This window comes from Phenylobacterium sp., from assembly GCF_041916435.1.
Taxonomy (GTDB): domain Bacteria; phylum Pseudomonadota; class Alphaproteobacteria; order Caulobacterales; family Caulobacteraceae; genus Phenylobacterium.
The window spans coordinates 311,226-329,141 of record NZ_JAYRZM010000003.1 but is presented as its reverse complement, the minus strand read 5'-3'; the positions used below and the strand labels follow the sequence as shown (position 1 = coordinate 329,141).

Below are 17,916 nucleotides of genomic sequence, written 5' to 3'. Positions count from 1 at the left end.
GCCGGCGCGGCGCGCCTATCCGGCTCAGAGGCTCCAGACGGCGGTCTTCTTGATCGCCATGTCCTCCAGCTCGCGGGTGGTGGGCACCTGGTATTCGGCGAGCTTGGTCAGGCCCTCGCGGGGGAAGTAGCTGCGGCCGGGATCGCCGATCAGCACTCGCGCCCCGCGCGCCTTCGCGGCCGTGAGCCAGGCCATCACCCGCGTGGCGAGGGGCCTTTCGTAGCAGATGTCGCCGGCCAGGATCACCTCGGCCTCGGGCGCCGGCGCGTCCAGCAGGTCCTGGTCGGTGAAGTCGATGGCGACGCCGTTGGCCTCGGCGTTCAGCGCCAGGGCCGCGCCGCAGAAGGGGTCGATGTCGGCGGCCAGCACGTGGGCCGCCCCGGCCTTGGCGGCGGCGATCGCGACGATCCCCGAGCCCGACGCGAAGTCGATCACCCGCTTGCCGCCGGCCTCGGCCGGATGGTCCAGGACGTAGCGGGCCAGGGCCTGGCCGCCGGCCCAGGCGAAGGCCCAGAAGGGCGGCGGCAGGCCGATCTCTTCCAGCGCCTCCTCGGTCATGCGCCAGATCGGCGTGACCTCGTCGGCCAGGTGCAGCGTGAGCTCCGGCGTGTGCGGCGGAACCTGCAGGCGCGTGTGCTCGCGGATGAAGGCGCGGCGACCCTCGAAAGTGGGAACGATCACGGCGCGGCCGCCCTTGCTTCAGGAAGCGGCCTTGTAGCGGCTCAGCCGGCCCTGGCGCTACCCGCCGGCTTGGAGGCGGCGAGCTTCAGCACGGTCATGTAGCCGGGCGCGGTCAGCATCCGGTCGGTCACACCCTTGCCGGCCAGCAGGCGGTTGGTCCTGGCCAGGCTGTAGCAGGGCACATGCATGAACATGTGGTGCTCGCAGTGGTAGTTCACCCAGTAGGGCGCGATGAAGATGCGCTCCAGGATGTTGGCGTAGGTGGTGCGCGCGTGGTGCAGCGGGTCGGGCTCGTCCTTGGCCACGCAGGCGTGCTCGGCGATGTTGCGCAGGCGGGTGACCATCTGCAGCCAGGTGGCCTGGGGCAGCAGCCAGAAGACGAACCAGACCCACCACAGGCCGAACGGGGCGGTCGCGGCGATGGTCACGGCCGCGCCGATCAGGAAGCGCCGCTTGCGGCGCAGCTCCTCGCCGATGATGGGCAGGATCGGCTCGCCGGGCCTGCGCGCGCGCAGGCGGGCCCGAAGGTCGGCGAAGCGCTGCTTGAACCAGGTCTGGCCGGTGAGGTCGCGGATGATCTTGCGGCGCAGCGACATGGCCGTGATCGGGAAGGGCGCGGAGAGCACCAGGTCCGGGTCCTCGGCCTGCTGGGCGAACTTGTGGTGCTGCAGGTGGTAGTTGCGATAGCGCGCCAGGCCGCCGCTGGTGAGGTTGTCGCCCACCCAGTCGTTGACCTTCATGTTCGGGTGCAGCGCGCCGTGGGCGGCGTCGTGCATCAGGATCGACAGGCCGAGCTGCCGCGCGCCGATGATCGCCACCATGAAGGGAATGGTGATCGGCCAGATCACGCCGACCGCCGCGGCCGCGAAGATCACGGCCCAGGCGTGGGCCACCAGCGCCAGCCCCTTCCAGTTGGAGCGCACGGTGAGCGGCGTCCATTCCTCGGGCGTGAAGAAGGCTTTCGGATCGACGCGGGCGGCGACTGTCATAGTTTCAGTTTCGCATGAAACTGACGGCGGAGACAGAATGACGTGGCGTCACATTCGTTGGAAAAGCCGCCCTAGCCGCCGATGAAGAGGCCGCCGGCCGGCCGCCACATCCCCGCCGCGAGGGCGGCGAACAGGATCAGGCCGGCCAGGGTGTTGGACCTGAAAAGCGCCAGGGCGGCCGGGCCGTCCGACACGTCCAGCCGCTTGGCCTGGCGCGCCAGGTGCATGCCGTAGAGCGCCGCCGGCGGCCAGAACAGCGGCCCCAGCCGGCCGAACCAGGCGATGGTGAGCGCCAGGAAGAAGCAGATCACATAGAAGACGAAGACGCCCTGCGGCGCGGCCGCGCCCAGCCGGCGAGCCGAGGACTTCACCCCGGCCAAGGCGTCGTCCTCCAGGTCCTGCACGGCGTAGATGGTGTCGTAGCCGAGGGTCCAGAAGATCCCCGAGGCGTAGAGCAGGAGCGCCGGAAGCTGGATGCTCCCCGTCGCCGCGGCGAAGCCCAGGAGCGCGCCCCAGTTGAAGGTCAGCCCCAGCCAGGCCTGCGGCCACCAGGTGATGCGCTTCATGAACGGATAGGCCGCCACCAGCGCCAGCGAGCCGACCCCCAGGCCGATCGCCACGGGCGGGAAGCTGAGCAGGATGGCCAGGGAGATCAGGCTGCAGGCGACGATGAAGGCCCAGGCCTGTCCCACGCTGATCTCGCCGCTGGCCACGGGCCGGGCGGCCGTGCGGGCGACCTTGGCGTCGATGTCCCTGTCGACGACGTCGTTGTAGGCGCAGCCCGCCGCGCGCATCAGCGCCGCGCCCGCGAAGAAGGCCGCCATGAGCTTCAGGTCGGGCGCGCGGCCCTCCATGGCGGCGGCGAGCGCGATCCCCTGCCAGCCCGGCAGCATCAGCAGCCAGATCCCGGTGGGCCGGTCGAACCGGCCGAGCTTGAGCCAGGGACGCAGGCCCTGGGGCGCGTGGCTGTCCACCCAGTTGGTCGGCGCGGCGTCGGGCAGGTGGGCGGTCATGGCCGTGCGTTTAGCAGATCGTGGCCTTGGCGCCTCAGTCGAAAATTTCACGTAACAGAGTGACGCGAGGCGGTTGACGCCTGCACGCGAGGCGCCTAAGCCTCGCAACCATTCGGCGACCAGCAACAGGAGGGCGCGACCAGATGAATGCCATCGCTTCGAACGCCCGCCATTTCGTCGCCCCGGCCGTGATGTGGTCCGCGCGAGGTAAACTCCGCCCCGGCCACTATCCGCCGACCTGCTGACCGGACCTTCTCTCCGAAGCTCCCAGCCTAGCGGCCCCGCCGACGCTCCAGCCGGAGCGTGATCTCCCCACCTTCGCCGCTCTCGCGCGGCGCAAAGCCCGACCCAGGAGTCCCCGTGTCTGCGGACGCGGCCTGGCCGGGTCCAGATCGGATGTCTCCGATGTCGCCTCCCATCGACGAAGATCCCCCCTTGCGCGCCGACATGGAGCGTCTGGACGCCTTCTGCCGGTTGCGGCCGATCGATCCCGCAGAATCCGCGGCGATGCTCGGCCTGATCCTGGCGGAGAAGCTGATGGGCTGGCGCCCGCCCTGGCGGCGCGGATCCCGCCTCAGGGTTCCGGCGCGCCTGGTGCTGTCGCTAGTGCGCCGGCCGGGCGCGGGCCGGCCGTTCGATCCCAGGATGCTGGGGGCCGCCAATGACTGACGGCCCCCACAACCCGCGGATTTGGCGCGGCGCGGGAGCCACACCCAGCCTCGATCTGGGGACGGCCGGCGCCCGCGCCTTGACGGTGAATCCGGCCCCGCCTAGCGTCTCGGCGTCCTGGAAACGGAAAGGAGGGACGCACCGATGGCATTTGCTGTGCGAACGAACCCCCTCCGCCTCGCCGAGGCCTGACCACAGGGCGTCCTTGGTCGGGGCCTCTTGCTCCCCGATCCCAGGATACCCGCCGTGTTCACCGCTTCCTTCCGGAGCCGACCGCTTCGGCTCCCCGCAAAGTCCCGACTCCCTTCGGCGCCTGACCGCGCGCGCTCGCGCGCGTCCGCGCCGTCCATCCCCTTCACCTCGCGCGTCGTCGGACCGGCGCGCTCCTTCGCTGCGCGCACGAGGCTGTCATGACTGAACACTACGAAGACGAAGACGACGTCCGCAAACGAACGCTCTCCAACGGCCAGGTGCTGGGCTTCATCGCCGGCTTCTGGATGCGGCGGAAGCGGCTGTTCGGCGCGTCGGTGGCCCTGGCCCTGGCGGCCATCGGCTTCGACCTGGCCATGCCCTGGGCGTCGGGCCGGCTGATCGACGCGGTGGCCGCCGGTCCGGGCTCGCCGGGCCGCGCCTGGGGCCCCTGGGCCGTGTTCGTCGGCATCTACCTGGGCTTCACCATCGTGCGGAACGCCTCGTTCCGCTTCTGGAACCCGATGGCCGCCGCCAACATGAAGGACATGACCGACGAGGCCTTCCAGCGGGTCCAGTCGTTCTCTGCCGACTGGCACGCCGACACCTTCGCCGGCGCCACGGTCAGGCGCCTGTCGCGGGCCATGTGGGGCTACGACGCGGTGTCCGACGCCGTGGTCCTGTGGCTGGGGCCGGCCGTGCTGGTGCTGGTGGGCCTGTCGATCTCGATGATCTTCCGCTGGCCGGTGGTGGGCTTCTTCTCGCTGGCGGTGGTGGCGTTCTACATCGGCTCGAACCTCGTCCTGTCCACGCTCTACGTGCGGCCGGCCAACCTGCGCTCGGTCGCCCTGGACTCGCGCATCGGCGGCGCCCTGGCCGACTCCATCAGCTCCAATCCGACGGTGAAGGCCTTCGGCGCGGAAGGACGGGAGGAGGAGCGCATCGCCGACGTCACCGAGACCTGGCGCAAGGCCACGGTGATCACCTGGGCCCGGTTCCTGGACGTGTGGATGATCCAGAGCATGATCCTGGTGGTGCTGCAGGCGGGGCTTTCGGGCCTGCTGGTGTGGCTGTGGAGCCGCGGCCGGGCCAGCGCCGGCGACGTCGCCTTCGCCATCACCTCGTTCATGCTGATGAGCGGCTACCTGCGCAACATCGGCGAGAACATCCGCATGATGCAGCGCGGCCTGGACGATGTGGAGGACGTGGCCCGCTACGCCACCATGTCGCCGGAGGTGGCGGACAAGCCCGACGCCGGCCACTTCCGCGGCGAACTGGGCGAGATCGCCTTCGACCGGGTGACGTTCCGCTACAAGTCGGCGGAGCGGCCGCTCTACGACAACTTCACCCTGGTGATCGCGCCGGGCGAACGGGTGGCCCTGGTCGGCCCCACGGGCGCGGGCAAGACCACCTTCGTGAAGCTGATCCAGCGGCTCTACGACGTGCAGGGCGGCCGCATCCTCATCGACGGCCATGACATCGCCAAGGTCAGCCAGACCAGCCTGCGCCAGGCCGTGGCCGTGGTGCCCCAGGACCCGGCGCTGTTCCACCGCTCGATCGCCGACAACATCGCCTATGGCCGCCCCGGCGCCACGGGCGAGGAGATCGTGCTGGCGGCCAAGCGGGCGCGGGCGCACGACTTCATCAGCCGCCTGCCCACGGGCTACGACACCCTGGTCGGCGAGCGGGGCGTGAAGCTGTCCGGCGGCGAGCGTCAGCGCGTCGCCATCGCCCGGGCCTTCCTGGCCGACGCGCCGATCCTGGTGCTGGACGAGGCCACCTCCTCGCTGGACGTGGAGACCGAGCGCCAGGTCCAGGCGGCGATCGAAGAGCTGATGGTGGGCCGCACGACCATCGTCATCGCCCACCGCCTGTCCACCATCCGCGGCGCCGACCGCATCCTGGTGTTCGAAGGCGGCCGGGTGGTGGAGGAGGGCCGTCACCAGGAGCTGGTCAAGAAGGGCGGCGCCTATGCGCGCCTGCACGCAGTGGCCGAGGGCGCGGTCTAGGGCGCGGCATCCCTTCGGATGCTCCCCTCCTGGGGAGCTGTCCCGGAGGGACTGAGGGGGACTTTGAAATCGAAGGTCGAAGTCCCCCTCCGTCTCGGCGCCGCGCGCCGATCCACCTCCCCCAGCGGGGGAGGATCTCAGTCCAGTGCGCCCTTCAGCCGTCCGGCCAGGTCGCCTTTCGGCTTGACGCGGACCTCGGAGAGGCCGAGCCAGCCGGCCATCAGGCGCAGCTCGGCGGCGAGCTTGCCCGCCGTGTCCGGTCCGGTGTCCGGCTCGGAATGGGCCGCCTGCACCATGAGCACGCCGGCCTTGCGCTCGGCCTTCAGGTCGACCCGGGCGGTGATGGTCTCGCCCTCCAGGAACGGCAGGACGTAGTAGCCGTGGGTGCGCTTGTGCGCGGGCGTGTAGATCTCCAGGCGCACCTTGACGCCGAACAGCCGCTCGGTGCGCTCGCGGAACCAGATCAGGTTGTCGAACGGAGAGAGCAGGGCCGCGGCCTCCACGCGCCTCGGCCGCCGGGCGGCCTGGTGCAGATACGCCGGCTGGTCCCAGCCCTTCACCGTGACCGGCGCGAGCTCGCCTTCCTCCACCAGTTCGGCGATGCGCGCCCTGGCCTCGGCGGGCCCCATGCGGAAATAGTCGCGAAGGTCGCGCTCGGTGGCGATCCCCTGGGCGCGGGCGGCCCGGCGGACCAGCTCGCGCTGGGCGTCGGCGCGGTCGGGCGTCGGCGCGCTCCAGACGGCGCGGGGCAGCACCTTCTCAGGCCGGCCGTAGACCCGCTCGAAGGTTCCCCGGCGTGTGGCGGTGGTGAGCTCGCCCGACCAGAACAGGCACTCCAGGGCTCGCTTGGCCTCGCTCCAGCCCCACCAGCCGCCGGCGCCCTTGGCCCCCAGCTCCAGCTCAGAGGCGGCCAGCGGGCCGCGGGCGTCGATCTCGGCCAGCGCCCGGTCGATGAAGCCCCGGTGCTCGCGCAGGAAGCGGGCCACGCCCTTCCAGACGCCCACGCCCTGGGCCGCGTCCTCCATGCGCCAGCGCATCAGCGGCTGGGCGTCGAACGGGGCGATGGAGGCTTCGTGCATCCAGTATTCGAAGACGGCGGGCTTCCTGCCCCAGGCCGTATCCTCCAGCAGCGCGCGCGGATAGGCGCCCAGCCGCGAGAAGGCCGGCAGGTAGTGGGTGCGCGAGACCACGTTCACCGAATCGAGCTGGACGACGCCCAGCCGCTCGATCGCCTTCACGAGCTGGCGGCGGCTGATCTCTCCATCCGGCCGGGCGGCGGCGAACCCCTGGGCGGCCAGGGCGATGCGCCGCGCCTCCTTCGCCGAGATGACGTCCCGCCCCGGCCCCAAGCCTCAGCGCTCCAGGCGCCCGTCGGAGAGGGCCGACAGCTCGAACGGGAAGAGGATGTCGGGGTCCGGCTTGTCCACCGTCTTGGCCAGGTCGTGCGGCGCCAGGGTGCGCACCAGATGGCGGATCACCGCCACCCGGGCCTTGGGCTTGTCGTCGGCGCGCACGCAGGTCCAGGGCGCGGCCTGGGTGTGGGTGCGCTTGAGCATCTCGTCGCGCGCGACGGTGTAGCCGTCCCAGCGCTCCTGGGCGGCGGCGTCCAGCGGGCTCGACTTCATCACCTTGAGCGGATCGTCGCGACGCTCGTCCAGGCGCTTCTTCTGCTCCTTCTTGGACACGTCCAGCCACAGCTTGACGATGATCAGGCCGGAATCGACCAGCATCGATTCGAAGGTCGGCACCTCACGCAGGAAGTCCTCCTGCTCCTTGGGCGTGGAGAAGCTCATCACCCGTTCGACGCCCGCCCGGTTGTACCAGGAGCGGTTGAAGATCGCCGTCTCGCCGGCGGCGGGCAGGTGCTGCACGTAGCGCTGGAAGTACCACTGGGTGCGGTCGCGGTCCGAGGGCTTGGGCAGGGCCACGACCCGGGTGTTGCGCACGCTCATGTGCTCGGTCACCCGCTTGATCGTGCCGTCCTTGCCGGCGGCGTCGCGGCCCTCGAAGATCACCAGCACCTTCTGGCCGGCCTCCATGCAGTGCTGCTGCCAGCGCACGAGGCCCAGTTGGGCCGCCTGCAGGTCGTCGTCGTGATCATGCTTGCTCATGGGCGGACCCTAGCGCCTTAGCCGTCCAGGCCGCTAGAAGCTGTCAGCATGATCCGCCTGCACGTGACCCAGGACCTGGCCGAAGGGGCCGAGCTGGCGCTGGACGCCGACCAGAGCCGCTATCTGGTGGCGGTGATGCGCCGGGCCGTCGGCGACGAGCTCCTGGTGTTCAACGGCCGCGATGGGGAGTGGCGCGCCGTCCTCTCCCAGGCCGGCAAGCGCGGCGCGAGCCTGAGGATCGAGGCGCTGGAGCGGCCCCAGGCGGCGGGCCCGGACCTCGATCTGGTCATCGCGCTCGTCAAGCGCGCCCGGCTGGAGACCATCGTGGAGAAGGCCGCGGAACTTGGCGCGCGCCGGGTCCGGCCGGTGATCACCGAGCGCACCAACGCCGATCACACCAATATCGCGCGGCTCGCGGCCATCGCGACCGAGGCGGCCGAGCAGACCGGGCGGCTGGACGTGCCGGCCGTCGAGGCGCCGGAGAAGCTGGAGCGGCTGATCGAGGGCTGGGACGCCGCCCGCATGCTGGTGTTCTGCGACGAGGCCGGCGACGCGCCGCCGCTCCTGCAGGCGTTGAAGGGCCGCCCGGCGGGGCCCTGGGCGATCCTGATCGGACCGGAAGGGGGCTTTTCACCGGCCGAGCGGGCGCGCCTGCGGGCCTTGCCGTTCGCCGTCCCGGCGGGCCTGGGGCCAAGGATTCTAAGGGCCGACACGGCGGCCATCGCCGCGCTCAGCCTGTGGCAGGCGGCGCTCGGCGACTGGACCCCTTGAGCTTTGCAGAGATTGCTCCCACCTGACCTAACGGCGTAAAGATCGCAGCCGCGCCGGCCTTCCGCTGGGAGAGCCTCTCGCGCGAGGCGCCCATGGGGCACTTGGGAGACATGTATGGCCGACGTCGTGTGCGACGACCGACCGCTGGCGCTGGAAGACCTCGTCCAGTGGCTGGCCAAGGGCGAAAAGCCCGCCAGCGAATGGCGCGTGGGCGCCGAGCATGAGAAGTTCGTCTTCCGCCTGGGCTCGCACCAGACCGTGGCCTACGAGGGCCCGGCCGGCATCAAGGCGCTGCTCGAAGGGCTGATGCGATTCGGCTGGCAGGGGGTCTACGAGTCCTCCGACAAGGGCGATGTGCTGATCGGCCTGGAGCGCGGCAAGGCCAACGTCAGCCTTGAGCCCGGCGGCCAGTTCGAGCTGTCCGGCGCGCCGCTGGAGACCATGCACGACATCTGTTCGGAGACCGGCGGCCACCTGCAGGAGGTCAAGGTCGTGGCCGACGAGCTGGGCCTGGGCTTCCTGGGCCTGGGCTTCACGCCCAACTGGACCCGCGCCGACATCCCGGTGATGCCCAAGGGCCGCTACGGCATCATGAAGGCCTACATGCCCAAGGTGGGCGGCCTGGGCCTGGACATGATGTTCCGCACCTGCACCGTGCAGGCCAATCTCGACTTCGCCTCCGAAACCGACATGGTGGCGAAGTTCCGCACGAGCCTGGCCCTGCAGCCGATCGCCACGGCGCTGTTCGCCAACTCGCCCTTCACCGAGGGCAAGCCCAACGGCTTCCTGTCGTTCCGCGCCAACGTCTGGACCGACACCGACGCCGACCGCACGGGCATGCTGGATTTCGTCTTCCAGGACGGCTTCGGCTACGAGACCTACGCGAACTACGCGCTCGACGTGCCGATGTATTTCGTCAAGCGCAACGGCCGCTACATCGACGTCTCCGGCCAGTCGTTCCGCGACTTCATGAAGGGCGAGCTGCCGGGCCTGCCGGGCGAGCGGCCGACCCTGAAGGACTGGGCCGACCACACCACCACCCTGTTCCCCGAGGTGCGGCTCAAGCAGTACCTGGAGATGCGCGGCGCCGATTCCGGCCCGTGGAGCCGGCTTTGCGCCCTGCCGGCGCTGTGGACCGGCGTGCTCTACGATTCGGCCGCGCTCGCCGCCGCCTGGGACCTGTGCAAGCACTGGACGGTTGAGGACCACAACGCCCTGCGCGCCGACGTGACCCGCCAGGGCCTGAAGGCGCAGGTGGCCGGCCGCTCGGTGCAGGACGTGGCCAAGGATCTGCTCGCCATCGCCCGCGAGGGCCTGAAGCGCCGCAACCGCCTGAGCGGCGGCATGGTCGACGAAAGCGGCTACCTGGCCGAACTGGAGGAGATCGCCGCCAGCGGGATCACTCCCGCCGAGCGGCTGCTGGAGCTCTATCACGGCCCCTGGGGCGGCGACGTGAGCCCGGTGTTCGAGGCCTTCGCCTACTAGGGCGGTTCAGCCCTTCAGGAACTCCACCATCGCCGGGACCGCAGTGCGGTCCTGCAGCATGAACAGGTGCCCGCCCTCGAACCACTGGAGCCGGGCGCCGGGAATGCGCGAGGCCATGCGCTCCTGCGTTTCCGGCAGGGCGATCCCGTCATAGCGCCCCGCGGCGACCAGCACCGGGCAGGCGATCTGGCCCAGGCGGTCCCAGGTGTCGTGGTGCTTGCGCGCCATGAGCTGGCGGTGGGCGCCTTCGGCCCGGCCTGGCTCGTCGGCGAAGGGCTCGGCCGCGCCCATGGCCACGAGCTGGGCGTACTGGTCCGGGTGGGCCGAGGCCCAGGCGGCGTCGCGCCGCGTGTCGCTGATCGGAATGAGATGCCTGGCGCGGGCCTCGCCCCGCAGGTGTTCGATCTCATGGAAGGGGAACGAGGCGCCGCCTGCCCCGCCGGGCGAGGTGCAGGCCAGCACCAGCCGCTTCACCTTGCCCGGATGGCGCAGCACCAGCTCCTGGGCGACCATGCCGCCGAAGGAGACGCCGACCACCAGGGCCTGATCCCAGCCCAGGGCGTCCATCAGCCCGGCCGCGTCGTCGGCGTAGTCGGCCATGGCGTAGTCGCGCTCGGGCTTGTCCGACTGGCCAAGGCCGCGCTGGTCGTAGGCCAGGAGCTCGAACGACTTGGGGAAGGGGCCGTCGAACACGTTGGGCTTGACCCGCAGGTCGCCGCCTGTGCCGGAGATGAACAGAAGCCGCTCTCCTGCCCCGCCGAGCTCATAGTAGAGGTTCAGATCGTTGGCGCGTGCGAATGGCATGGCGGCTTCCTCCCTGGTCGAGCTACGTACACCGCCTCGGCGCAAGCTCAAGTCAGCGGACAGGTGATCGCGGCCGGGTGGAGAGTTCAGTGACCGATGTTTTCCGCTTGGCCGTGGCCCAGAGTTTCGTGGCGGCCGAGCCGGCCGAGAACGGCCAGGCGATCCGCGCCATGATGCGGCAGGCCAGCGCGGCCGGCGCGCGGCTGGCGCATTTCCCCGAGGGCGCGGCCACCGGCTATCCCTCCGGGCCGGCCAAGACCGCGCTCGCCGGATGGCCGCTCGACTGGGCGCTGGTGCGGCGCGAGCTGGAGGCGACCGCCGAACTGGCGGGCGAACTGGGCCTTTGGGTGGTGGTCGGCGCGGCGCATCCGCTGGAGCCGCCGCACCGGCCGCACAACAGCCTCTATGTGATCTCCGACCAGGGCCGGCTGGTCGCCCGGTACGACAAGCGCCGCCTGTCGTTCGGCGAGGTCAACGACTGGTTCACGCCGGGCTTCGATCCGCTGACGGTCGACATCGACGGCTTCCGGTTCGGCTTCGCCCTGTGCCTCGAGATCAACTTCCCCGACCTGTTCATGGCCTATGAGCAGATGGACGCCGACGCGGTGCTGGTGTCGTCGTTCTCGCGAGACCCGATCTTCGGCGTGCTGGCCCAGGGGCATGCGGCGGCCAACAACATGTGGCTCAGCTTCGCGACCCCGGCGCAGTGCAGCTCGGCCTTCCCGTCGGGGGTGGTCGGGCCGCACGGCTACTGGCTGGCCCAGGCGCCGGGCCATGGCGCCCAGGCGCTGGCGATCGTCGATCTGGACCGCAACGCGCCCGAGCTCGAGACCGCGCTCTGCAAGGCGCGCCCGTGGCGGCGCGCCTCCCGCGAGGGGGCTGTCTACGCCAAGCTTCGCGCCGTCGGCCCGCGCAGCCTGGATCACACTCGGTTTTGAAGACCGGCGAAAGGTGAACAAGGCGTCACCCACTGTTCGAGGCAGCCGGACTTTGGTAAGCAGCGTTCAGATAAATCCGCCGCACGGCGGAGACGCATGACGCTAGCGGGAGCCCAGGAACACCATGAGCGACGGTTCGATCGACATCAACGAAGCGCGGTCAAAGGCGTATTCCACGCCGCTTGAACAGTTCAACATGATCGACCCGATCCTGTTCAAGACCGACACGCACTGGCCCTACTTCGAGCGGCTGCGCAAGGAAGACCCGGTCCACTACTGCCCCGAGAGCGAAGAGGGGCCGTACTGGTCGGTGACCAAGTACAACGACATCATGGCCGTGGACACCAACCACGAGGTCTTCTCCTCCGAGCCGGGCATCACCGTGTTCGATCCGCAGGAGGACTTCCCCCTGCCGATGTTCATCGCGATGGACCCGCCCAAGCACGACGTCCAGCGCAAGACCGTCAGCCCCATCGTCTCGCCGGCGAATCTGCACCAGATGGAGCCGATCATCCGCGAGCGGGCGGCCAAGATCCTCGACGACCTGCCGATCGGCGAGGAGATCAACTGGGTCGACAAGGTCTCCATCGAGCTGACCACCATGACCCTGGCCACCCTGTTCGACTTCCCCTGGGAAGACCGGCGCAAGCTGACCTTCTGGTCGGACGTGGCCACCGCCGCGGCGGAAAGCGGCATCCTGGGCACCACCGATCCGGACGAGCACGAGGAGCGCCGCAAGGCGACCCTGTTCGAGTGCGTCGACTACTTCCTGCGCCTGTGGAACGAGCGGGTGAACGAGCCGCCGAAGGGCGACCTCATCTCCATGCTGGCGCACGGCGAGGCGACCAAGAACATGGACCGCATGGAGTATCTGGGGAACCTGATCCTGCTGATCGTCGGCGGCAACGACACGACCCGCAACACGATCTCCGGCTCGGTGCTGGCGCTGAACCAGAACCCGGACCAGTACGCCAAGCTGAAGGCCAATCCGGACCTGATCCCCTCGATGGTGTCGGAAACCATCCGCTGGCAGACGCCGCTGGCCTACATGCGCCGCACCGTGAAGCGCGACATCGAGTTCGGCGGCAAGAACATCAAGCAGGGCGACAAGGTGCTGATGTGGTACGTCTCGGGCAACCGCGACGAAGAGGTGATCGAGAACCCGAACGCCTACATCATCGACCGCGAGAACCCGCGCCGGCACCTGTCGTTCGGCTTCGGCATCCACCGCTGCGTGGGCAACCGCCTGGCCGAGCTGCAGCTCAAGATCATCTGGGAAGAGATCTTCAAGCGCTTCCCCACGATCGAGGTCACCGGCGAGCCGACCCGCGTGCACTCCAGCTTCGTGAAGGGCTACGACAGCCTGCCGGTGGTGATTCCCACCCGGCTCTGAGGCCACGGCGGACTGCGGTTCCGTCATGGCCGGGACAAGCCCGGCCATGACGGAGCTCAAACCTCGGCCGGCGAACGCGCCGGCGGCCTATAGCTCCGGCGGGCGGGTGACGTTGGCCGGCCAGTGTTCGCGCTGGCTGTGGCCGTCGCCGGCGTCGGTGTGCAGCACGACATCGTCGACCGAATCCACCGCGTGGTGCGGATTCACCTCGGCGTCGTCCACCTCGTAGACCTCCACCCGGTCCGGATAGAACGCCAGCCGGCCGCGGATTTCCTCCATCGCCGGGAAGGGCTCTTCGTAGCTCCACACCACGTTGTCGGCGAACTGGCCGTCCATGATCAGGGTGAAATAGGACGCGTCGCCCTTGTAGGGGCAGTGGGTCGAGCGGTCCGTGCGGCTCAGGAACTCCATGCTCACGTCCTGGCGCGGGAAGTAGACCACCGGCTTGTAGCTCGCCTCGGTCAGGATCAGGGCGTCGTTGCTGTCGGCGATCACGTGCTCGCCGAAACGGGCGCGCCAGCGCTTGGCGGCCGGCTTGATGACGATCGGGTGGTCGGGGCCTGGAATCTTCATGGGGCGTCTCCTGCACCTGGATTAACGCGAAGCCGCGCGGCGGGCTCCCTGAACATAGGAGGCCGGGCGCCCGATTGCTTGTGCTGGCCGATCTTGCGTGATCTTCTGCCGCCAAATGCGCCCGGCGCGGGTCGAACTAGCCGCCTTCAAGGCGAACCAACGCATGGCCAGGGCCGCCCATCAATCGAAAGACCGCTGAATGAATATCGTCATCCTGCTGGGGGTCGTCATCACGCTTGTGACGGGCTTCCCGGTCCTGATGCAGTTGTTGAAGACCCATCCGCGAGGCCTGATCATCCTGTTCTTCGCCGAGATGTGGGAGCGCTTCTCCTACTACGGCATGCGCGGCATCCTGATTTTCTACCTCACCCAGCACCTTCTGTTCGACGACGCCGTGGCCTCGGCGCAGTACGGCTCCTACACCTCCCTCGTGTACCTGTTGCCGCTGATCGGCGGCATCCTGGCCGACCGCTACCTCGGCACGCGCAAGGCGGTGGCCTTCGGCGCGCTGCTCCTGGTCGCCGGCCACCTGACCATGGCCTATGAGGGCAGCCCCGCCCAGCAGCAGCTCGTCTACGCCGGCCACAGCTACGAGATCCAGGCGCACGGGCGGGCGGACGACCGGACGGTCAAGGTGGTGGTGGGCGGCCAGGCCTACGACTTCGGCCCCGCCGCGGACGGCGGCATGGCGATCAAGGGCCTGCCGGCCGGCGCCGAGCTGCCCTCCGACCTGCCCAAGGGCAGCTTCTCCATGACCAAGACCGTGGACCAGCGGGGGGTGAACACCTTCTACCTGGCGGTCTCGCTGATCATCATGGGCGTGGGCTTCCTCAAGCCCAACATCTCCACCATCGTCGGCCAGCTCTACGGCAAGGGCGATCCCAGACGGGATTCCGGCTTCACCCTCTACTACTACGGCGTGAACCTGGGGGCCTTCTGGGCCTCGGTGCTCTGCGCCTACCTCGCCCAGCACATCGGCTGGTGGGCGGGCTTCGGCCTGGCCGGCGTCGGCATGGCCGCCGGCTTCGTGGTGTTCGTGCTCGGCAAGGACCTGCTGCAGGGCAAGGGCGAGCCGCCCGATCCGGCGAAGCTGGCCGCGAAGGCGGCCGGCCCCTTGAGCCTGGAACAGCTCATCTACGTCCTGGCCCTGGCCGGCGTCGCCGGGGTCTGGTTCCTGGTGCAGCGCAACGGCCTGGTGGGGATCGGGCTCCTGATCAGCACGGCGGCCTCGCTCGGCTTCATCGCCTGGTTCCTGGCGGCCAAGTGCGACAAGATCGAGCGCGAGCGGATGATGCTGGCGCTGTTCCTGATCTTCGGCTCGGTGATCTTCTTCACCCTGTTCGAACAGGCAGGCACCTCGCTGAACCTGTTCGCCGCGCGCAACGTCCAGCTCGGCCTGACCTCGCACGCCACCACCTTCCTCGGGATTCCCGTGGGCACCGCGGCCCAGCTCGCAGAGGCGGGCCTGAAGCCGCTGGGCGGGCTTTGGATCGACACCGAGATCGCTGCGGCCCAGACCCAGTCGTTCAATTCCGGCTTCATCCTGATCCTGGCGCCGCTGCTGGCGGCGCTGTGGGCGTATCTGGCCGGCCGCAAGCGCGATCCGAACCCGACGCTGAAGTTCGGCTTCGGCCTGATGCAGGTGGGGCTGGGCTTCCTGGTGGTGGTCTGGGGCGCCGGAATGGCGGACGCGAATGCCCGCGTGCCGATGATGCTCCTGGGCCTGCTCTACTTCCTGCACACCACCGGCGAGCTCTTCCTGTCGCCTGTGGGCCTGTCGGAGATCACCAAGCTGTCGGTGGCCCAGGTGGGCTCGTTCATGATGGCCGTGTGGTTCCTGGCCTCGTCCATCGCCCAGTACGTGGGCGGCTGGATCGCCGGCATGGCGGGCAGCGAGACCGTGGGCGGCCAGGTGCTGGACCCGGCCGCGGCGCTGAAGACCTCGCTGGAGGTGTTCAACATGCTCGGCTGGTGGGGCATGGGCATCGGCGTGGCCTTCATCGCGCTCAGCTTCGTGATCAAGCACTGGGCCCATGGGGTCAACGAGCCCGGCGGCGGCGCCCAGCCGGAGCCGATCGCGCCGGTGCTGGACGGCGAGCGCCAGGCGGTCAGCCCGGCGGCCATGCGCGCAGACCTGGAGAGCTAAGCGCGCTCCAGGTTCAGCCGCCGAGGTTCTTCTGCAGCCGTATGAAGAGGATGCGGCCGAACTGGTTGTCCCGGTCGTCCGTGAAGGCGATCGGGCTTGCGCCGCGGGGGCCGTCGTACACCGTCAGCGTCCTGCGCAGGCCCCTTTCGGTCGCGTTCTGCACCTCGACGCGCAGGATCAGGTCCGGCCTCGGCTTCCACTGGACGAACGGCTTGACGAAGGTCTTCAGCTTGGTGGTGGAGACCTGGTCGTAGCGGTAGGAGGTCTCGCGCCAGGCGCCGTAGGCGTCGATCCCCCAGTTCATCCGCCACTGCGGCAGGTCCTGGGTGAAATGGGCCTCCCATTCCAGCGGGCGCAGCTTGGAGATTTCGCGCGAGTCGCCGGTGGTGGGGTCGGTCACCTTGGAGCGCCGCCAGGTCCCCTCGGCCTGAAGCTGGGCGCCCTTCAGCCCGAAGCGGTCGAAGGGCAGGGTGAGGTTGAGGATCAGCTCGTCCTTGGTTCCCTCGCCGATGTTGGCCGGGGCGTCGAACACCCCGTTCGGGCCGAACACCGGGGCGCGGTCGACCACGTCGGTGAGCTCGGAGTGGCGCACGCTCGCCACGATCGCGCCCTTGGCCCAGAAGCGCCGCTCCACGCCGGCCTCCACCACCCAGGCGCTCTCCGGCGACAGGTTCGGGTTGCCGGCGGTGACCACGCCGGTGTTGAGCGAGGAGGTGGCGACGAAGTCGTCGAAGTCGAGCTGGCCGGCGGTGCGCTCGACGCGGGCGCGCAACTGGGTCTTCGGACCAGGCGACCAGGTCAGCGCCAGCCGCGGCTTCAGGAAGGTGATCGTCTTCTCCAGCACGACGTCGCCCTCGGAGGTGACGGTCGAGCCTTCCTCGCGCAGGCCGGCCTCCAGGGTCCAGGCGGTGGTCGGCCGCCAGACCGCCTTGGCGAACAGCTCGCCGCGCTTCTCCTCGATCCGCACATTGGCCGCCGGCAGGGCCACGGGGACGCCCTGCTGGGTGTAGCGCGTGCCGCTCTCCAGCTTGTTGAGCGCGCCCTCGCCGCCGGCTTCGAACGACAGGTTCGGCCGCCAGCGGTAGCTGAACACCGAGCGGACGATGGATTCGCTGGACTGCCGGTCCAGCTCGAACAGCTCGCCGTAGCTGGGTGCGTCGAAGGTCGAGCCGTAGGTCTCGTCCTTCGTCTGGAACAGGCCGATCAGCTCCAGGTCCGTCTTGGGGGTGAAGGGGCGCGAGAAACGCAGGCCAAGCTCGGTCTCCTGGGTGTCGTCGCTGTCGTGGCTGTGCTCCAGGTGCGTGTCGGGGAACCGGCCGAGGTTGTCCTCCTGGTAGTCGTAGAGGTCCTGGTAGAGGCGTCCGTTGATCCGGAAGGCGCCGCTGGCCAGGGGCGTCTCATAGGCGCCGGTCAGCGTGCTGGTCTCGCCGTCGCCCCGGGAGTCGATGGACGACAGGATCAGCGGAACGCCGGCGCCGTCGATCCGCGTGCGCGGCCCCTCGCCGGCGCCGTCGTCGACGCCCCTGGTCCAGCGCACGCCGGCCTCCCAGTTGCGCCCGCCCGACCCGCCGGAGCCCTCGATGCGTACGCCGGGGGCGTCGCGCCCGTCGTAGACGTGGCCGTTCCAGGTCGCCACCAGGCCGCGGGCGCCGCCGCCGGAGCGGCGGATCACGTTGGCCAGCACCGACTTGCCGTGCATGTCGACGCCGGGCGCGCCGCCGCGGATCAGGTCGATGCGCTCCACCTGCGAGGCCGGCAGCCTGCGCAGGATCTCCTCCAGGTCGTCGGTCTTGGAGATCGGCCGCTTGCCGTCGATCAGCACGTTGCCGGCCGCCCCTTCGAAGCCGCGCACGGAGTCGCCGCCGTCGAAGGCGAAGCCGGGCAGGCGCTGCACCATGTCCAGGGCGGTGGTCGGCCGGGCGGCGGCGAAGAATTCCGGCGGGTAGCTGATGACGCCGTCGGGGGTTTCGGTCTCCGCGCGATCCGCCGGCGCTGGCGGGCCGGCCGCCGCGGTGAGCGCCAGGATCGATGCGGCTGCGGCATGTATCATGTGACGAGCTCCCCTGGCCCGCACATCGCCAATCTTCGTCCGCCTACGCCAATTAATTAGCGGACAGGTAGATTAATTCCCGGTCACAATTTCGC

General features: G+C 69.6%; 15 protein-coding genes. 7 read left to right on the top strand and 8 right to left on the bottom strand.

Features of this window, described 5'->3' with window-relative positions:
* Positions 1-24: 24 nt before the first annotated feature.
* The 3 genes from ACE3TA_RS10005 to ubiA all read right to left on the bottom strand — a co-directional run bounded on the left by ACE3TA_RS10005 (position 25) and on the right by ubiA (position 2,683).
* A complete protein-coding gene (locus ACE3TA_RS10005; protein WP_374573121.1) occupies positions 25-681 on the bottom strand; it encodes a methyltransferase in 657 nt (218 codons plus the stop codon).
* A 41-nt stretch (positions 682-722) separates the two neighbouring features.
* Positions 723-1,670 carry a fatty acid desaturase family protein gene (locus tag ACE3TA_RS10000; protein ID WP_374573119.1) on the bottom strand — a complete coding sequence of 316 codons (948 nt, stop codon included), beginning with the start codon at positions 1,668-1,670 and terminating at the stop codon, positions 723-725.
* A 71-nt stretch (positions 1,671-1,741) separates the two neighbouring features.
* Positions 1,742-2,683, bottom strand: a complete 942-nt coding sequence (gene ubiA / locus ACE3TA_RS09995; protein WP_374573117.1) for a 4-hydroxybenzoate octaprenyltransferase — start codon at positions 2,681-2,683, stop codon at positions 1,742-1,744.
* A 405-nt stretch (positions 2,684-3,088) separates the two neighbouring features.
* Between ubiA and ACE3TA_RS09990 the strand changes: the two genes are divergently transcribed.
* Entirely contained in the window at positions 3,089-3,352 is a 264-nt protein-coding gene (locus tag ACE3TA_RS09990; protein ID WP_374573115.1) for a hypothetical protein, read from the top strand.
* A 410-nt stretch (positions 3,353-3,762) separates the two neighbouring features.
* A complete protein-coding gene (locus ACE3TA_RS09985) occupies positions 3,763-5,550 on the top strand; it encodes an ABC transporter ATP-binding protein (protein WP_374573113.1) in 1,788 nt (595 codons plus the stop codon).
* 137 nt (positions 5,551-5,687) lie between these two features.
* Here ACE3TA_RS09985 and ACE3TA_RS09980 read toward each other — a convergent pair whose 3' ends face one another.
* Positions 5,688-6,899, bottom strand: a complete 1,212-nt coding sequence (locus ACE3TA_RS09980; RefSeq protein WP_374573111.1) for a winged helix-turn-helix domain-containing protein — start codon at positions 6,897-6,899, stop codon at positions 5,688-5,690.
* 3 nt (positions 6,900-6,902) lie between these two features.
* Positions 6,903-7,661, bottom strand: a complete 759-nt coding sequence (gene ppk2 / locus ACE3TA_RS09975; RefSeq protein WP_374573109.1) for a polyphosphate kinase 2 — start codon at positions 7,659-7,661, stop codon at positions 6,903-6,905.
* Between the two features lie 48 nt (positions 7,662-7,709).
* On the opposite strand from ppk2, the gene ACE3TA_RS09970 reads away from it, so the two are divergent.
* The gene (locus tag ACE3TA_RS09970) at positions 7,710-8,432 is read left to right on the top strand and encodes a 16S rRNA (uracil(1498)-N(3))-methyltransferase (RefSeq protein ID WP_374573107.1); all 723 of its coding nucleotides are present in this window, start codon (positions 7,710-7,712) and stop codon (positions 8,430-8,432) included.
* Between the two features lie 114 nt (positions 8,433-8,546).
* Positions 8,547-9,917: a glutamate--cysteine ligase gene (locus ACE3TA_RS09965; protein ID WP_374573105.1), complete on the top strand. Its 1,371-nt coding sequence runs from the start codon at positions 8,547-8,549 to the stop codon at positions 9,915-9,917.
* Between the two features lie 6 nt (positions 9,918-9,923).
* On the opposite strand, the gene ACE3TA_RS09960 is transcribed toward ACE3TA_RS09965, so the two are convergent.
* Positions 9,924-10,721: an alpha/beta fold hydrolase gene (locus tag ACE3TA_RS09960; RefSeq protein ID WP_374573103.1), complete on the bottom strand. Its 798-nt coding sequence runs from the start codon at positions 10,719-10,721 to the stop codon at positions 9,924-9,926.
* 89 nt (positions 10,722-10,810) lie between these two features.
* Between ACE3TA_RS09960 and ACE3TA_RS09955 the strand changes: the two genes are divergently transcribed.
* Together ACE3TA_RS09955 and ACE3TA_RS09950 are read left to right on the top strand one after the other, a co-directional pair.
* Positions 10,811-11,659, top strand: coding sequence for a carbon-nitrogen hydrolase family protein (locus ACE3TA_RS09955; RefSeq protein WP_374573101.1), 849 nt, complete (start codon positions 10,811-10,813; stop codon positions 11,657-11,659).
* 124 nt (positions 11,660-11,783) lie between these two features.
* Positions 11,784-13,052: a cytochrome P450 gene (locus ACE3TA_RS09950; RefSeq protein ID WP_374573099.1), complete on the top strand. Its 1,269-nt coding sequence runs from the start codon at positions 11,784-11,786 to the stop codon at positions 13,050-13,052.
* An 87-nt stretch (positions 13,053-13,139) separates the two neighbouring features.
* On the opposite strand, the gene ACE3TA_RS09945 is transcribed toward ACE3TA_RS09950, so the two are convergent.
* A complete protein-coding gene (locus ACE3TA_RS09945) occupies positions 13,140-13,625 on the bottom strand; it encodes a DUF427 domain-containing protein (protein WP_374573097.1) in 486 nt (161 codons plus the stop codon).
* Positions 13,626-13,824: 199 nt separating this feature from the next.
* On the opposite strand from ACE3TA_RS09945, the gene ACE3TA_RS09940 reads away from it, so the two are divergent.
* Positions 13,825-15,771, top strand: coding sequence for a peptide MFS transporter (locus tag ACE3TA_RS09940; RefSeq protein WP_374573095.1), 1,947 nt, complete (start codon positions 13,825-13,827; stop codon positions 15,769-15,771).
* A gap of 13 nt (positions 15,772-15,784) precedes the next feature.
* Here ACE3TA_RS09940 and ACE3TA_RS09935 read toward each other — a convergent pair whose 3' ends face one another.
* A complete protein-coding gene (locus ACE3TA_RS09935; RefSeq protein WP_374573093.1) occupies positions 15,785-17,821 on the bottom strand; it encodes a TonB-dependent receptor plug domain-containing protein in 2,037 nt (678 codons plus the stop codon).
* Positions 17,822-17,916 lie beyond the last annotated feature (95 nt).

Excerpts from the sequence above, each read along its gene's own strand:
- ACE3TA_RS10000 (WP_374573119.1), bottom strand. The coding sequence starts at position 1,670 with ATGACAGTCGCCGCCCGCGTCGATCCGAAAGCCTTCTTCACGCCCGAG.
- ubiA (WP_374573117.1), bottom strand. The coding sequence starts at position 2,683 with ATGACCGCCCACCTGCCCGACGCCGCGCCGACCAACTGGGTGGACAGC.
- ACE3TA_RS09990 (WP_374573115.1), top strand. The coding sequence starts at position 3,089 with ATGTCGCCTCCCATCGACGAAGATCCCCCCTTGCGCGCCGACATGGAG.
- ACE3TA_RS09985 (WP_374573113.1), top strand. The coding sequence starts at position 3,763 with ATGACTGAACACTACGAAGACGAAGACGACGTCCGCAAACGAACGCTC.
- ppk2 (WP_374573109.1), bottom strand. The coding sequence starts at position 7,661 with ATGAGCAAGCATGATCACGACGACGACCTGCAGGCGGCCCAACTGGGC.
- ACE3TA_RS09970 (WP_374573107.1), top strand. The coding sequence starts at position 7,710 with ATGATCCGCCTGCACGTGACCCAGGACCTGGCCGAAGGGGCCGAGCTG.
- ACE3TA_RS09965 (WP_374573105.1), top strand. The coding sequence starts at position 8,547 with ATGGCCGACGTCGTGTGCGACGACCGACCGCTGGCGCTGGAAGACCTC.
- ACE3TA_RS09960 (WP_374573103.1), bottom strand. The coding sequence starts at position 10,721 with ATGCCATTCGCACGCGCCAACGATCTGAACCTCTACTATGAGCTCGGC.
- ACE3TA_RS09950 (WP_374573099.1), top strand. The coding sequence starts at position 11,784 with ATGAGCGACGGTTCGATCGACATCAACGAAGCGCGGTCAAAGGCGTAT.
- ACE3TA_RS09945 (WP_374573097.1), bottom strand. The coding sequence starts at position 13,625 with ATGAAGATTCCAGGCCCCGACCACCCGATCGTCATCAAGCCGGCCGCC.
- ACE3TA_RS09940 (WP_374573095.1), top strand. The coding sequence starts at position 13,825 with ATGAATATCGTCATCCTGCTGGGGGTCGTCATCACGCTTGTGACGGGC.
- ACE3TA_RS09935 (WP_374573093.1), bottom strand. The coding sequence starts at position 17,821 with ATGATACATGCCGCAGCCGCATCGATCCTGGCGCTCACCGCGGCGGCC.